At 63.8% G+C, this 14456-nt stretch carries 18 protein-coding genes; all 18 read left to right on the top strand.

From position 1 onward, the window contains the following. The first annotated feature begins 9 nt into the window (after positions 1-9). Positions 10-1407, top strand: a complete 1398-nt coding sequence (gene murC / locus P4L93_01910) for a UDP-N-acetylmuramate--L-alanine ligase (GenBank protein ID MDR3685700.1) — start codon at positions 10-12, stop codon at positions 1405-1407. Next, on the top strand, positions 1398-2315 hold the full coding sequence (gene murB / locus P4L93_01905; GenBank protein ID MDR3685699.1) for a UDP-N-acetylmuramate dehydrogenase: 918 nt from the start codon (positions 1398-1400) through the stop codon (positions 2313-2315). The genes murC and murB overlap by 10 nt, the downstream gene beginning before the upstream one ends. Continuing rightward, complete coding sequence (locus P4L93_01900; protein ID MDR3685698.1) at positions 2260-3243, top strand: FtsQ-type POTRA domain-containing protein; 984 nt, start codon at positions 2260-2262, stop codon at positions 3241-3243. The genes murB and P4L93_01900 overlap by 56 nt, the downstream gene beginning before the upstream one ends. Positions 3244-3420: 177 nt before the next feature. After that, positions 3421-4509: a cell division protein FtsZ gene (ftsZ, locus tag P4L93_01895; protein ID MDR3685697.1), complete on the top strand. Its 1089-nt coding sequence runs from the start codon at positions 3421-3423 to the stop codon at positions 4507-4509. 164 nt (positions 4510-4673) lie between these two features. After that, positions 4674-5495: a polyphenol oxidase family protein gene (locus tag P4L93_01890; GenBank protein ID MDR3685696.1), complete on the top strand. Its 822-nt coding sequence runs from the start codon at positions 4674-4676 to the stop codon at positions 5493-5495. Beyond that, positions 5483-6331 carry a phosphate ABC transporter substrate-binding protein gene (locus P4L93_01885; GenBank protein MDR3685695.1) on the top strand — a complete coding sequence of 283 codons (849 nt, stop codon included), beginning with the start codon at positions 5483-5485 and terminating at the stop codon, positions 6329-6331. The genes P4L93_01890 and P4L93_01885 overlap by 13 nt, the downstream gene beginning before the upstream one ends. Continuing rightward, positions 6328-7233, top strand: coding sequence for a phosphate ABC transporter permease subunit PstC (pstC, locus tag P4L93_01880; GenBank protein MDR3685694.1), 906 nt, complete (start codon positions 6328-6330; stop codon positions 7231-7233). Before P4L93_01885 ends, pstC begins: the two co-directional genes overlap by 4 nt. A gap of 3 nt (positions 7234-7236) precedes the next feature. Then, positions 7237-8061 (top strand): phosphate ABC transporter permease PstA, encoded by an 825-nt coding sequence (gene pstA, locus P4L93_01875; protein MDR3685693.1) that lies wholly within the window; start codon positions 7237-7239, stop codon positions 8059-8061. 5 nt (positions 8062-8066) lie between these two features. Then, positions 8067-8882 (top strand): phosphate ABC transporter ATP-binding protein PstB, encoded by an 816-nt coding sequence (gene pstB / locus P4L93_01870; GenBank protein MDR3685692.1) that lies wholly within the window; start codon positions 8067-8069, stop codon positions 8880-8882. Positions 8883-8993: 111 nt separating this feature from the next. Beyond that, entirely contained in the window at positions 8994-9668 is a 675-nt protein-coding gene (gene phoU, locus P4L93_01865) for a phosphate signaling complex protein PhoU (protein ID MDR3685691.1), read from the top strand. 4 nt (positions 9669-9672) lie between these two features. Beyond that, entirely contained in the window at positions 9673-10350 is a 678-nt protein-coding gene (locus P4L93_01860) for a YggS family pyridoxal phosphate-dependent enzyme (protein MDR3685690.1), read from the top strand. Between the two features lie 21 nt (positions 10351-10371). Continuing rightward, complete coding sequence (locus P4L93_01855; protein ID MDR3685689.1) at positions 10372-10986, top strand: cell division protein SepF; 615 nt, start codon at positions 10372-10374, stop codon at positions 10984-10986. Positions 10987-11012: 26 nt separating this feature from the next. Continuing rightward, positions 11013-11834 carry a pyrroline-5-carboxylate reductase gene (gene proC, locus P4L93_01850; GenBank protein ID MDR3685688.1) on the top strand — a complete coding sequence of 274 codons (822 nt, stop codon included), beginning with the start codon at positions 11013-11015 and terminating at the stop codon, positions 11832-11834. Further along, entirely contained in the window at positions 11831-12115 is a 285-nt protein-coding gene (locus tag P4L93_01845) for a YggT family protein (protein ID MDR3685687.1), read from the top strand. Before proC ends, P4L93_01845 begins: the two co-directional genes overlap by 4 nt. Positions 12116-12152: 37 nt before the next feature. Further along, entirely contained in the window at positions 12153-13031 is an 879-nt protein-coding gene (locus P4L93_01840; protein MDR3685686.1) for a DivIVA domain-containing protein, read from the top strand. A 6-nt stretch (positions 13032-13037) separates the two neighbouring features. Further along, positions 13038-13316 carry a DUF167 domain-containing protein gene (locus tag P4L93_01835; protein ID MDR3685685.1) on the top strand — a complete coding sequence of 93 codons (279 nt, stop codon included), beginning with the start codon at positions 13038-13040 and terminating at the stop codon, positions 13314-13316. A gap of 29 nt (positions 13317-13345) precedes the next feature. Then, positions 13346-13615, top strand: a complete 270-nt coding sequence (locus P4L93_01830; GenBank protein MDR3685684.1) for a hypothetical protein — start codon at positions 13346-13348, stop codon at positions 13613-13615. A 398-nt stretch (positions 13616-14013) separates the two neighbouring features. Then, positions 14014-14456: class I tRNA ligase family protein (locus P4L93_01825; GenBank protein MDR3685683.1), on the top strand; the 443-nt coding region annotated here is incomplete at its 3' end.

Below are 14456 nucleotides of genomic sequence, written 5' to 3'. Positions count from 1 at the left end.
GAGACTCTCTTGTCCGAGAAGACGTACGCTCACTTCATCGGTGCCGGCGGCGCGGGCATGAGTGCGATTGCGCTGGTCCTGGCCGACCGCGGCATGAAGGTGACCGGCAGCGATCTCAAGGAGTCGCGCTACACCCGCGCGCTCGAGGCTGCGGGAATCCACGTCACAATCGGGCATGCCGTCGAGAACCTCGGCGATCCTGAGGTCGTCGTCATCTCTACGGACATTCCCGAGAAGAACCCGGAGTTGACCGCTGCGCGAGCGCGCGGCATCGAGGTGTGGCCGCGGGCGCGCATGCTCGGACACCTGGCAGGAGACCGCAAGACCATCGCGGTGGCCGGCACGCACGGTAAGACCTCGACGAGCTCCATGGCGGCAACGATGCTTGCGAAGATGGGCCTGGACCCGACGTTCCTCATCGGCGGTGTTGTCGATGGCTTCGATTCGAACGCTCATAGCGGAACCGGCGAGTACTACGTCGTGGAGGCCGACGAGTCAGACGGCTCGTTCCTCTTCCTCGATCCCTACGTCGCCATCGTCACCAACATGGAGGCCGACCACCTCGACTACTACGGCACGGTCGAGCGCATGGAGGAGACGTTCCGAGAGTTTATGGCGAGCGTCTCCCCCGAGGGTGCCCTGGTTGTTTGCGGCGATCAGCCCACGCTCGTTGAGATGGCGCACTCCACGGGTCGCCGAGTCGTGACCTACGGATTCTCCGAGGGCTGTGACGTTCGCGCAACCGTCCTTGGCCGAGAAGGCCTCGGGACTCGGTTCGAGGTCACGACGAGCGACGGGCAGACCGCAACGTCGGTCAGCACGATTCCGGGGATCCACATGGCGTCAAACGCGACTTCGTGTCTAGCGACCGCATGGGCTCTCGGGCTCGACCTCGAGAAGGCCGCAGCGGCGCTCGCGGAGTTCCCGGGGGTGCGCCGTCGTTTCACGCGCTTGGGCGAGGCCGCTGGTGTGACGGTTGTCGATGACTACGCACACCATCCAACCGAAGTGAAGGCGACCCTGCTCGCCGCCCAAGAGCTCGACTTCGAGCGCGTTGTGGTGGTCTTCCAAGCGCATCGCTACTATCGCACCGAGCTCTTCAGCAAGGAGTTCGGCGAGGCACTGAGCATCGCTGATCTGGTGGTGCTACTCGAACTCGACAGCCCGTTCGAGGCGCCGATTCCAGGTGTTAACGGCCGGCTGCTACTCAAGGCCGTTCTCAACGCGCGGCCGCGGGCTCAGATTGCCTTCCTTCCGCATCGCGCGGATGTCGTCCCATACGTCACCCGCAGTGTGCGCCCGGGCGATCTCTTGATCACGATGGGTGCGGGAGGTGACGTGTCGGGGCTCGGCGCGGAGATTGTGCGCGTCTTGTCCGGCGAGGAGGAAGCTCCCACGTGTCACTAGACGTCGCCTTTGAGCGCCTTGCCGCCGAGCTGACCGGTTCCGTTCGCCGAGCCGAGCCACTCGCACGACACACCACGTATCGAATCGGTGGACCTGCCGCACTCTTCGTCGAGTGTGCGACGGTGGCCGACCTCGCGGCCGCCACGACCATTCTTGGCGCCAACAACATCGAGTGGACCGTGCTCGGCAAGGGCAGCAACGTGCTGGCTTCCGATGAGGGTTACGGCGGCGCCATCATCACCCTCGGTCGCGACTTCAAGCGCCACTCGGTCGACGACGACCACCTGCGCGCTGGCGCTGGCGTCATTCTGGCTGCAGTCGTTCAAGATGCGTTCAAGCTCGGCCTGTCGGGTCTGGAGTTCGCCGTCGGCGTGCCGGGAACTCTCGGCGGCGCGCTTGCCATGAACGCGGGCAGCCGAGATGAGTGGATCGGCTCGATTGTCGAGTCGGTCACCGTGTTCAGCCCCGGTGCAGGGCTGGTCGGCATTCGAGGCCCCGAGATTGCGTGGGCGTATCGGCGGAGCGACCTGCCAGCACGCGGTATCATCGTCGAGGCGGTGCTGCGCGTGACTGAGAGCGACGCAGTGGGCATCCGCCGATCCATGGAGGCGAGCCTGCGTCGGCGCAAGCGCTCCCAGCCGCTCAACATGCCCTCTGCGGGCAGTGTCTTCGTCAACCCCGAGGGTGACTCGGCGGGTCGGCTCATCGAGAAGGCCGGCTTGAAGGGCACCAAAGTGGGCGGCGCGATGGTTTCCGACGTGCATGCGAACTTCATCGTCAACTCAGGCGGCGCCACTGCCGCCGATGTGGTGGCGCTAGTCAGGTTGATCCGTGAGACCGTGAAGGAAGCGAATGGCATCGAGCTCAGGCCGGAGATCCGGTTCCTCGGGCAGTTCCTCGAATCGTAAGCGCGTCGTTGTAGGCGCCGAGGAGACCGTCCGAGTACGTTACAAGCAGGGCAACCCCGAGGTTGAGTCCGAGCGCAAGCGGACCCCTCGACAAGAGCAGCGCTCAGCATCGGAGCGCGCTGGTAGTCGCGTACCCAAGCCAAGTTCGGCTGGACGCAAGGTCGCGGGTCAGAAGCGCGACGATCGTGACCGCCGACGCAAAGAGATCGGCCGCCGTCGCGTGTTGCTCGTCGCGGCAGCCGTGCTCGCCGTGGTGGCGGTCGCGTGGGCGCTGAGCGCCCTGTGGCGAGCGCCCCTGTTTACGGTCGATACGATCAAGGTCACCGGCGTAAGCCATCTCACGAGCGCGGACGTGCTCGCGCTAGCCGCAGTCCCCAAGGATGCCACGCTCTTGCATCTGGCTCCATCGGAGATCGAGCAGCGGGTCGAGGCGTCACCGTGGGTCTCATCGGCGAAGGTGAGTCGGTCATTTCCGCATACCCTCGTAGTCGACGTGGTCGAGCGCGTGCCGATTGCGCTGGCGGATGCGGGCGCTCGAGGTCAGTGGTTTGTGTCGGGGGATGGGCACTGGGTGGCCCGGCGGAGCAAGGAGCCAACTGGCGCGCTAGTCCCGATCAAAGACGTTCCTGGGTTGGTGCCGGTTGCAGGGGCAAAAAACGCTTCGGGCGAGCTGAACAACGCGCTGGCCGTAATCGGCGGGCTGAGCCCCCAACTGAAAGCCCAACTGGCATTCGTTTCAGCGCCCAGCGTGCAGGCTACGGTGCTCGTTCTCAAGAATCAGATTCAAGTCTTCGTCGGTTCTGCAGACGAGATTACCAAGAAGGATCTCATTGCCCGAACGATTCTCGGCAAGGAGAAGAACGTCGTCTACGTCAACGTTCGAGTCACAGACAGGCCCACTTGGCGAGGGCTAAACTCCGGCAACTAGCTGGGGAAATGCACTCGATACGTCGCGGCAGGCGCACGCCCCGAGAGGCGTGTCTACAAAACCCCTTGCACACTGTGTAACGTTTATGCGAAGATTGAGTGTTCCGCCCGCACGGTAACGGTCAACTTGAGGTTTAGAGTCGTAGCTCTGGCCGGCTTCTCGGGGAGGGTCTAAGAAATGCTCGATACAGGTGCCAACTACTTGGCAGTGATCAAAGTCGTCGGAGTCGGCGGCGGCGGTACCAACGCCATCAACCGTATGGTCGAGGCTGGCGTCAAGGGCGTGGAGTTCATCGCTGTGAACACCGACGCGCAGGCGCTTCTCATGTCCGATGCGGACTACAAGGTTCATGTCGGCGTGAATCTCACTAAGGGGCTTGGCGCGGGCGCAGACCCTGACGTCGGCTTCCAGGCCGCCGAGGAGAACCGCGGCGAGATCAAAGAGGCACTTCAGGGCGCCGACATGGTCTTCGTAACCGCGGGCGAGGGTGGCGGTACGGGAACGGGCGCTGCCCCCGTGATCGCCCAAATCGCCAAGGAGGAGATCGGCGCGCTGACGGTGGGTGTTGTCACGCGTCCGTTCGCGTTCGAGGGCCGCAAGCGCGCTCTGCAGGCTGAGGACGGCATCAAGCGTCTGAGCGACGTGGTCGACACGCTCATCATCATTCCGAACGACCGCCTCTTGCAGGTTGCCGACAAGAAGACGTCGATTCTGGACGCCTTCCGGATCGCCGACGACATCCTGCGTCAGGGCACGCAGGGCATCACCGACCTCATCACCGTGCCAGGACTGATCAACTTGGACTTCGCAGACGTCCGCACGATCATGCAAGATGCCGGCTCGGCGCTCATGGGGATCGGTCTCGCCACTGGCGACAACCGCGCCCACGACGCAGCCAAGGCTGCTATCTCGAGTCCGCTGCTTGAGTCCTCGATTCAGGGGGCCAACGGCGTCCTGCTGTCCATCTGCGGCGGAAGCGACTTGGGTCTCTTCGAGGTCAACGAGGCGGCCGAGGTCGTCGCGACGGCCGCGGCCCCGGAGGCCAACATCATCTTCGGCGCCGTCATCGACGACTCGATGATGGACCAGATTCGAGTCACAGTGATCGCGACTGGCTTTGATGGAACGCGCCGCAAGCAAGAGACCATGTCGTTTGCGGCGGCCGAGGAAGAGGAGGGCGGCGGGACGCAGTTCATGCCCACCTTCGAGCCCATCGGCGAAGACGAGCTCGATATCCCAGCGTTCCTGAAGAAGCGGACGTTTTAGACGCGGGATGAACGGCACGATTCGTGTTCTCCGGTTTGGACCCGGTGGCGACGACGGCGGGACCTCGTCGCCACCGGGTCCTCCTGTATTCTCAGCCAATCGTCATCAAGACGAACCGTCAACTTGAGGTGAAACCTCAGGAGATTCCGCCGCGAGGAGTTGAGTTGAGCGAGGACCACATCCCGAATCTGGTTCGCGTTGAGCGGGGATCTGTCGCGTTCTGGACCGACACCGTGCTTCGGCAGGCGGGCGTCTTGGTCGCCTTCAGCGAACGGAGCGGGGGTGTGAGCAAGCCGCCTTTCGCATCGCTTAACTTCGCCGGCCATGTGGGCGACGATCCGGCCGCCGTCGATGAGAACCGCTCGCTGTTCCTTCGGGCGTTGGACATCGCTGAGCTGCGCGGGAGCCTGACGATGGGTCGCTCGGCTCAGGCCGATGGTATCGCGATCGTTGGACACGACGAGGTCGGGGCGGGCGCGTTTGTGTCCAGCGGCAAGCCCGCTGTCAACGGGGTCGACTGCCTGATCACGTCGCTGCCGCGCATCCCGTTGCTGCAGTCCTACGCCGACTGCGTCCCCATCGTGGTTGTTGCTCCCGGGCCGGTCGTTGCGTTTGTCCACGCGGGATGGCGTGGCGCGCTTGCCTCGCTGCCGGGGAAGGCCGTGGCGCGAATCGCCCAGGTCGCCTCCTGTGACGTTGCTGAGATTCACGCCTATGTGGGCGCACACATCCGTGACTGCCACTACGAGATTGACGGCCAGTTGATGTCGCAATTCGTTAACACCTTTGGTACATTTGCGCGGGCCGAATCGGGGGGACTTGACCTCGATGCCGTCGTGTCCGCGAGCCTTGAACGCGCAGGAGTCACAAGGTGCAACATCGCACGTCTCGGGATGTGTACCGCCGAGACCACCGATCGTTTCTTCTCTCACCGTGCCGAAGGCGGCCTGACGGGGCGTCACGCGGCCCTCGTTTGCATTCTCTGAGACTGGTCGCGTCGCTTCTCTTGGTGGCGCTCCTCGCGCTGGGGCTCGGCGGCTGCTCCAGATCCTCGGCACAGTCCAAGAAGCTCAACGTCAGCGGGTCGACCACGATTCTCCCGATTGCGGAGGAGTCGGCCGACGCTTTCAAGGCAATCCATCCGGATGTGACGGTGCTGGTCTCGGGCCTGGGTTCCTCGGCGGGTATCGAGGCTGTCTCGGCAGGAACCGCCGAGATCGGGACCTCCTCGCGTGAACTGGCGCCGGAAGAGAAGAGCAACGGACTCGTGGACTTTCCAATCGCCTACGACGGCATCGCGGTCATCGTGAACCCCGACAATCCCGTCAGCGGGCTCTCACTCCAGCAGCTGCGCGACATCTTCTCGGGCAAGATCAAGAACTGGTCTCAGGTGGGCGGCGGCAACCTCACCATCGATCTCGTGAACCGTGACGATGGATCGGGCACCAGAGACGCGTTCCAAAAGCTCGTCATGAAGGACGCCAAGTTCGACCCAGCCGCCACGGTTCTGCCCGGTACGGGCCAAGTGCGCGACGTCGTTGCACGGGCGCCGGGAGCGATCGGCTACATCTCGCTGGGCTTCGTCAAGCCGCGCTTCTCTAGCGTCAGCGTCAAGGCGCTTGCCGTAGACGGCATCGTCCCAAGCGAAAAGAGCGTTGCCGACAAGACGTATCCCGTCGGGCGGGTGCTGCACTTCTTCACGAAAGGCAAGCCGACCGGCCTGACAAAGGAGTTCGTGGACTTCGTGCTCTCCGGCAAGATCCAGAAGGGCGTCGTGGTCGACGCTGGCTTCATCCCTATCGCCGAGGGCGGTGCGCGATGACCGACAAGGTCACCACGCCGCGCACGCACGGCGCTCTCCAACTTGTCTCGCGCGCGACGTACGTTCGCGAGTGGCTGCTCGCAGCGCTGTTCTTCATCTGCGCATTCTTCTTCGTGCTGGCCGTCGGGCTCATCTTCATCTTCGTCGGCGTCAAAGCGTGGCCGATCGTCACGGACTACGGCATCTTCAAGTTCATCGGCGGCACCGTCTGGTCCTCGGCTTCCAACAGCTACGGCATCCTGCCGCTGATCGCCGGCTCCTTCCTGGTGACGCTCGGTGCGCTCGCGCTGGGCACGCCACTGGCGGTCGGGACGGCGGTATTCCTTTCGGACGTGGCGTCCGACCGCGTGCGCTCGTTCGTTCGCCCAGCGGTCGAGTTGCTCGCAGGCATCCCCTCGGTGGTCTACGGGTTCTTCGGCATCGTGTTGTTGCGTGCCGTCGTCGCCAAGTTCACGGGCACCCTGGGCTTTGGCGCCTTCACCGCCTGGATAGTCTTGGCCATCATGATCGTGCCAACGATTGCGGCGCTGTCCGAAGACGCACTGCGATCGGTGCCTGAGGGGATACGCGAGGCCTCGTACGCGATGGGCGCGACGCAGTGGCAGACGATCTACAAGGTGGTCGTTCCAGCGGCCAAGATCGGAATCGTGGACGCGATCATCCTCGGCATGGGTCGTGCGATCGGCGAGACCATGGCTGTTCTGATGGTCGTTGGCAACGCACCGGTGTTTCCTCGCGGCATCTTCGCGCCGCTCTCGACGATGACGACGCAGATCGTAATGGACATGCCCTACGCCGTCGGGCTGCACCGCACCGCGTTGTTCGCCATTGCTGCGATGCTCTTCTTGTTCTCGATGCTTCTGGTCGCCTCCGTGCGACTGCTCTCCAGGATGAGGGGCTAGCCGATGAACAAGCGGATCACGAACTCGCTGGCCATCGGAATGCTTTGGGCCGCCGCCGGAATCACCGTCGCGACGCTCGGCGCGTTGCTGCTCTACGTCTTTGTCAACGGCATCAGCGTGATCTCGCCGGCGTTCATCTTCACCTGGCCTCACGGCGTCAACTCGGAGGGCGGTATCTGGCCGACCATCGTGTCGACGGTCTATGTCACAGCGCTGGCGATGGTCATCAGCACGCCCATCGCGGTACTCGCAGCTGTCTACCTGGCCGAGTACGCCAAGCAGGGCCGTGTCGTAGACACCATCCGGTTTGCAGCCGACTCTCTCGCGAGCGTGCCCTCGATCGTCATGGGTCTCTTTGGCTTCGCTTTGTTCGTGGAGACGATGCACTTGGGGTTGTCGATGATCTCGGCGGCGCTGGCGCTGTCTCTGCTCATGCTCCCAATCATCATGCGCGCTACCGAAGAGGCGATTCGGTCGGTGCCGAAGTACATGCGCTGGGGCTCGTACGGCTTAGGCGCCACGAAGTGGCAGACGGTGAGCAAGATCGTCTTGCCGGCGGCCGCGCCGCGCATCATCACCGGCATCGTGTTGGCGATGGGCCGGGCCGTGGGAGAGACGGCCGTTGTGCTCTACACGATGGGCCAGGCAGTCAACCTCCCGATCTCACCGCTCGACTCGGGGCGGCCGATGACCGTCCACCTGTACCTGCTCGCCGTGGACGGCATCAACCTGCCCACCGCATTCGGCACGGCCCTTCTTCTCATCGTGATGATCCTCGGATTCAACCTGGGCGCGCGGCTCATCCTGCGCGGTTCTCGGAAGGTGTGACGTACATGGCAGTGCAACTCAGGACGGGCGCCCCACAGATTGCAGCGACGCCGGCCAAAGTCCGGGTGAAGGAACTGAACTTCTGGTACGGCGACTTCAACGCGCTGACGAGCATCACTGTCGACATCGCGAGTCACGCTACTACCGCGTTTATCGGACCGTCAGGCTGCGGCAAGTCGACGTTTCTGCGCTGTATCAACCGCATGAACGACCTGATTCCCGGCACGCGTGTTGAAGGGCTCATGGCGCTTGATGGCGCCGACATATACGGCCCCGGCGTCGATCCGGTCGATCTTCGCCGCCGAGTCGGGATGATCTTTCAGCAGCCCAACCCATTCCCGCAGTCGATTTACGACAACGTGGCCTACGGGCCGCGCCTGCAAGGGATGCGCAAGAAGTCCGAGCTGGACGCGATCGTCGAGGACTCGCTGAAGCGAGCCAACCTCTGGAAAGAGGTCAAGGACATCCTGGGCAAGAACGGGTTGGCGCTTTCGGGTGGTCAGCAGCAGCGGCTGTGTATAGCGCGTGTGCTTGCGGTCGAGCCCGAGGTGCTACTGATGGACGAGCCGTGCTCGGCGATCGACCCCACCAGCGTCCAAAAGATCGAGGACCTGATGGCCGAGCTCAAGGACACGGTGACGATCGTCATCGTCACGCACAACATGCAGCAGGCAGCTCGCGTGAGCGACTACACCGCGTTCTTCCTGCAGGAAGTGGCGGGTGAGCCCGCGGTCATGGTCGAGTTTGGACGCACGAACGAGCTGTTCACGAGCCCGAGCGACAAGCGCACCGAGGACTACATCACCGGCCGATTCGGCTAGAACCCGCACGAGAACCAAGCTGTTCTGTTCACGTGTTACAAACTCGCCCGGTTCGGGCGGGTGTCTCGGCTTATACTGAACGGATAGGAAAACGCCAGCGAGGAGCTGACAATGCGCGAACAATTCCGCCAGGAGCTCAGAGCCATTCATGCCGAGGTAGTAGGCATTCTCGACACCGTCACAGAGTCGACGCGTGAGGGCGTCAGTGCCCTGATCACCGGCGACGAGGACCGGGCGACCATCGTGATCGACGGCGACGCGGCCCTCGACGACCGGTGCGCCCAAGTCGAAGAGCGCGTCATCGAGACGATCGCAACCCAGTCACCCGTCGCGCGTGACCTGCGCCTGCTGCAGTCGCTGGCGTACATGGCGATTCGGCTCGAGCGTATGGCCGATCTTGCGACCAACATCGCGAAGGCTGCGCGCCGTACCGCGGGACGCCGCGGCCCTCAGACGCTCTACGACCTGATTCAGGCCCAGGGCAACCTCGTCTATCGAGTGCTCGATGCGACACGAGAGGCGCTGGACAAGCGCGACCTCGAACTCGCCCGCAAGCTCCCCGAGCTCGACGAGCCGATCGACCACCTCTACAAGCAGTTCTTCCGCGAGCTTGCACGCCTCAAGGATGAAGAGGACATCGAGTGGGCATCGCAGATGGTGCTCGCCAGCCGCTATCTCGAGCGAATCGCCGACAACGCCGTGGATATCGGCGAGCGGATTGCGTATCTGATCACCGGCGAGCGCGAGTTGCACAGCGAGCCGGTTCAGACCCCGGCCGCGGAGTAGACCGGTGAACACGGTCGCCTCTAAATACGAGGCGGTCCGTCGTCAGGTCGCCGACGCCGCCGACTGCGTTGGGAGAAACCCCGACGAGATCCTGATCGTCGCCGTCACCAAGACGCACGGAGTCGATGTCATCCGGCAGGCCTGCGAGGCCGGAATATCGGAGTTCGGCGAGAACCGGGTCCAGGAGTTCTTGGGCAAGTGCGGCTTGTTTCCGACGGCCAACTGGCACTTCATCGGCACGTTGCAGACGAACAAAGCCAAAGACGTCGTCGGGAAGGCCTGCCTCATCCACTCGGTCGACTCGGGCAAGCTGCTCGCCGAGATCTCGAAGCGGGCCGAGGCGATCGGGGTCGTGCAGCCAGTCCTGCTCGAGGTGAACATCTCGGGCGAGGAGTCGAAGCATGGTCTGGCGCCCGCCGACGTTCGAGAGACCCTGATCGAGGCCTCGCATCTGCCGGGAGTTGCCGTGAAGGGCCTGATGACGATGGCGCCGTTTGGCCGACCGGAGGATGCACGCTGGGTGTTCCGCGAGCTACGAGAGCTGCGCGACTCGCTGCGGGAGATGCCGCTGAATGGTGTAGAGTTAGACGAGCTTTCGATGGGCATGAGTAATGACTTTCGTGTGGCCGTCGAAGAGGGGGCAACCATCGTTCGCGTTGGTGGCGCCATCTTCGGCCGATAGCCCGAAAACAAGGAGACGACTGTGAGTCTTTGGCGTGACCTGAAGGTCAGACTTGGCCTCGAGGACGACTGGGACGACGAGTACTACGAAGAGGAGTCCGGCGGCTATCACGAGCCCGACGACGATGACGAAGAGGCCTTTGCCGCTCCGGCTTCCTCTCGACGCGACACGACACCGCCTTACCAGTCCCCGTACGGCTCCGGCGCGGGTCCCGGTGCGGTCAAGCGCCTCGATCGCGGACCGGACCTCGACCGTGCCGGCGTGCGCGTGCCAAGTACCGACCGCGGCGGCTACTCGAGCGGCTCGTCGCTTCGCAGCGTGCCGTCGGGTCCTTCATCCGTGACGCCTGTCTCGGCGAACATGAAGATGCACATCGTCGAGCCCAAGAGCTTCACAGAGGCGCAGAGCATCGCCGACAAGTTCAAGCAGGGGACTCCGGTCATCATGAACATGGCGTCGACCACGCCTGAACTCGCTAAGCGCCTTCTCGACTTTGCATCCGGCCTGACGTACGGGCTCGATGGTGGTCTGCAGAAGGTCTCGGACCGCGTGTTCATGCTCACGCCGCACAACGTCGACGTCACAGACGCCGATCGCCGTCGCCTTCGCGATACCGGCCTGTTCTCGGTCGACTAGCCCGCCCGTCTCTTAAGAGGACTGACATGACTGAGGACTCGCTACACTACGACGGCACACTCGCCGTCATCGGTGGCGGCCGTATGGGCGAGGCGATCGTCGGCGGGCTCGTGCGATCCGGCGCCGTTCCCGCCGCTTCAATCACGGTTGCCGAGCCATCTCTCGAACGCCGAGACGCGCTGAGCGCTGCTTTCGGCGTTCACTGCGTGGCCGACGGTGCCGAAGCACTCCCTTCCGACACAGTCATTCTTGCCGTCAAGCCGCAGGTCATCGACGCCGTCGCGGCCGCGCTGTCGAGCAAGCTCGCCGGCTCGCTCATTGTGTCCATCGCCGTGGGCATCACGTGTGCCCGCCTCGAGGCCGCGCTGCCGAGTGGGACCCCCGTCGTGCGCGTCATGCCCAACACGCCTGCGCTCGTGGGCGAGGGAATGTCGGTCGTCAGCGGTGGCACGGAAGCAACCGCCGCGCAGACTGAAATCGTGCGCGCGCTCTTCGCGTCGCTCGGCAGGTCGATCGTGCTCGAGGAGCGCTATCAGGATGCCGCCGCGGCCATCTCGGGCTCGGGGCCGGCGTACTTCGCGCTTGTCGTCGATGCCCTCGCGCGCGGGGGAGTACGCCAGGGACTCGCGCGCGACGTAGCTCAGGCGCTCGCGATCCAGACCATGCTGGGTACGGCAAAGCTGCTCGACACCACCGGGATGCACCCCGAGGCGCTCGTGGACGGCGTCACGAGCCCGGGTGGCACGACCATCGCCGCCGTTGAGGCGCTTGAGGCGCGAGCGGTTCGTTCGGCGTTTGCCGAAGCAGTGGCCGCAGCAGTGCATCGCTCCAAGGAGCTTGGCTCGTGAGTAGCCTGACGATTCAACTGCTGAACGTCATCGGGGTCGTCGGACAGTTCTACGTGGTGTTGCTCGTGGTATACGTGCTGATGTCATGGTTCCCGATGAACGGGGCGTTCTACGACGTCTATCGCGTCATTGGAAGCCTATGCGAACCCTACATCGCGCTGTTTCGCCGATTCATCCCACCGATGGGTGGCATCGACTTCTCGCCGTGGGCAGCGATTCTCGTCGTTCAGTTTGTTATCGTGCCAGTACTGAGATATTTAGTAATCACGGTAGTGCGCTAGCACGACCCCGCATGACCCGATTTGGAAGGATCGACCGATGAAGCTCACGGCCCTCGACATCCACCACAAGGAGTTCCGCCATTCACTTCGCGGCTACAGCGAGGAAGAAGTGGACGGCTTCTTGGACCAGGTGGCAGATGAGTTCGATCGACTCTTCAAGGAGAACATCGATATCTCCGAGAAGCTCGAGCAGGCCAACGAGCGCGTGCGTGGCTACCAGTCGATGGAGGCCACGCTGAACAATACGCTGGTCAGCGCCCAGCGTTCCGCCGAGGAGATCGTGGCCAAGGCCGGCGTCGAGGCTGACGCCATGCTTCGCGATGCCGAGCAGAAGTCTAAGGAGATCGTGCACAACGCGCTTCAGAAGAAGCAGACGGTCGCCAACGAACTCGTGCGTATCAAGCACGCCGAGGAGGAGTTCCGCGCTCGCTACAAGACGATGCTCGAGGGCCACCTCAGCAACATCACTGAGATCGGCCTGCCGGAGGACATCAACGTCCTGCTCGACGACTCCGACGGACTCGTCGGCGCGGTCGACGTCCGCCCGGGGCCCGCATACGCGGCGCCTTCTTACGCTCCCGCGCCCAACTATGCCTCACCTGCGCCTGCCGCAGAGCCTGCGCCCGCTGCGCCCGAGACCGCGACCCAGTGGGCACCGCCCGTGACGACCTCCGAGCCTGCGGCTCCTCAGCCGACTGGAGGCATCTTCGACGCCGACGCCGATGAGACCACGGTACTGCCGCTGGTCGAGCCGCCGGCGTCGGGCTTTGTCTCAAGCGTCTCGCTCGGCGAGATGGAGTCTCCGGAGCTACCGGATGGCCCGGTCGAGCTGGTCGAGCCGGGCGAGTTCGAACTCCCGGGCTTCGACATCCTCGGCGAGCGGGAGCGCGACACCGATATCGAGGAGATCGACTAGCTCGGCATGGCGAGGTTGGCCGTCCATGTCACGCCCCGCGCGGGCCGCGATGAGGTCGTCGGCTGGCGCGGAAGCGAGCTGTCGGTTCGCGTGACGAGCGCTCCTGAAGGCGGCAAGGCCAACGCCGCGGTCGTCAAGGTGATTGCCTCGGCGATGGCGGTGCCCAAGACTTCTGTCTCCGTCGTGCGCGGCGAGGCGGCCCGACACAAAGTGCTCGATATCGCCAACGCAAGCGATCACGACGTAGCCGCCGTGTTCGGGCGATCAGACGAGTCGCTGTTCTAGATGACGCCATTCGACCGAGATGGGGCGCTGTGAGCGACGATCAGGAGTACGAGCGAGTACGAGTCATCGTGGAGACCTCCGAGCGCACGTTTCGGGGCTACCTCTATCGGCCGGTTCTCGGGCCGGATCACCGTCTTTCTGACTACCTCAACGAGTACGATCGGCGGTTCCTGTGCCTCTCGGACGTTGCCGTCAACGATCGTGGCCAGACGCACCGCCCTGGTGAGAAGCGCGACTTCGTGGCGATCTCCACCAGCGCCATCAGCTTCTTGGCTCCGATGCGCAAGGATGAGACGTAGGCCCGAGTCCGTTTGACCGCGCTCGTAGGCCTGCGCGATAATTCGAGTTCGCCGTGTGTAAGCATGGCGCGATTACGAGTGGCGAAGACGGGGACGAGTACGCGTCGATTAGCGCTAGATCAGCGAGCGGGGATAGTGAGAGCCCGCAGGTGGCACGAACGCGGAAGATCACCCCATCAGCCTCGGACCGAACCAAGCGAAAGCGCGCAGTAGGCTCCGACGGGAGCTCCCGTTACAGAGTGAACCGAGTGGCGCATCTTCGCAGAGAGCGAAGACGCAAGCTGGGTGGTACCGCGGAACGAGCTTGGATGTAGAAGCGCGTTTCGTCCCGGCAGACCGTGGACGAGCGCGCTTTTTGTGTGCCCGCGCAAAGCGGGCAGAGAAGGGAAGGATGCGTCGTGGCGCAGGACTTCAAGCAGACCATGAACCTACCGCAGACCGAGTTCCCGATGCGAGCAAACCTCGCAACGCGCGAGCCGGAGTGGCTGGCCTACTGGGACGAGATCGACGTGTATGCCGAGTCGCTGGCCAACCGCGCCGGCGCCGAGCCCTTCGTGCTACACGACGGGCCCCCATACGCCAACGGGCACATCCACATGGGCACCGCCTACAACAAGGTGCTGAAGGACCTGATCGTCAAGTACAAGTCCATGCGTGGCTACTACGCGCCCTACGTCCCCGGTTGGGACTGTCACGGCCAACCGATCGAGCACATGGTGGAGAAGAAGCTCGGCCCCGAGAAGATGGCCAAGATCTCTCAGGCCAAGCTTCGCGAGTTGTGCCGAGACTGGGCCATGGGCTTCGTTGACGTGCAGCGCGACGAGTTCAAACGCCTCGGCGT

The organism is Coriobacteriia bacterium (assembly GCA_031292615.1).
Lineage (GTDB): Bacteria > Actinomycetota > Coriobacteriia > Anaerosomatales > JAAXUF01 > JARLGT01.
This window is presented reverse-complemented; position numbering and strand designations above follow the sequence as displayed.

Bases quoted from the DNA above. Each gene is read 5' to 3' on its own strand.
- P4L93_01900 (MDR3685698.1), top strand. From the start codon at position 2,260: ATGGCATCGAGCTCAGGCCGGAGATCCGGTTCCTCGGGCAGTTCCTCG.
- ftsZ (MDR3685697.1), top strand. From the start codon at position 3,421: ATGCTCGATACAGGTGCCAACTACTTGGCAGTGATCAAAGTCGTCGGA.
- pstC (MDR3685694.1), top strand. From the start codon at position 6,328: ATGACCGACAAGGTCACCACGCCGCGCACGCACGGCGCTCTCCAACTT.
- pstA (MDR3685693.1), top strand. From the start codon at position 7,237: ATGAACAAGCGGATCACGAACTCGCTGGCCATCGGAATGCTTTGGGCC.
- pstB (MDR3685692.1), top strand. From the start codon at position 8,067: ATGGCAGTGCAACTCAGGACGGGCGCCCCACAGATTGCAGCGACGCCG.
- phoU (MDR3685691.1), top strand. From the start codon at position 8,994: ATGCGCGAACAATTCCGCCAGGAGCTCAGAGCCATTCATGCCGAGGTA.
- proC (MDR3685688.1), top strand. From the start codon at position 11,013: ATGACTGAGGACTCGCTACACTACGACGGCACACTCGCCGTCATCGGT.
- P4L93_01840 (MDR3685686.1), top strand. From the start codon at position 12,153: ATGAAGCTCACGGCCCTCGACATCCACCACAAGGAGTTCCGCCATTCA.
- P4L93_01835 (MDR3685685.1), top strand. From the start codon at position 13,038: ATGGCGAGGTTGGCCGTCCATGTCACGCCCCGCGCGGGCCGCGATGAG.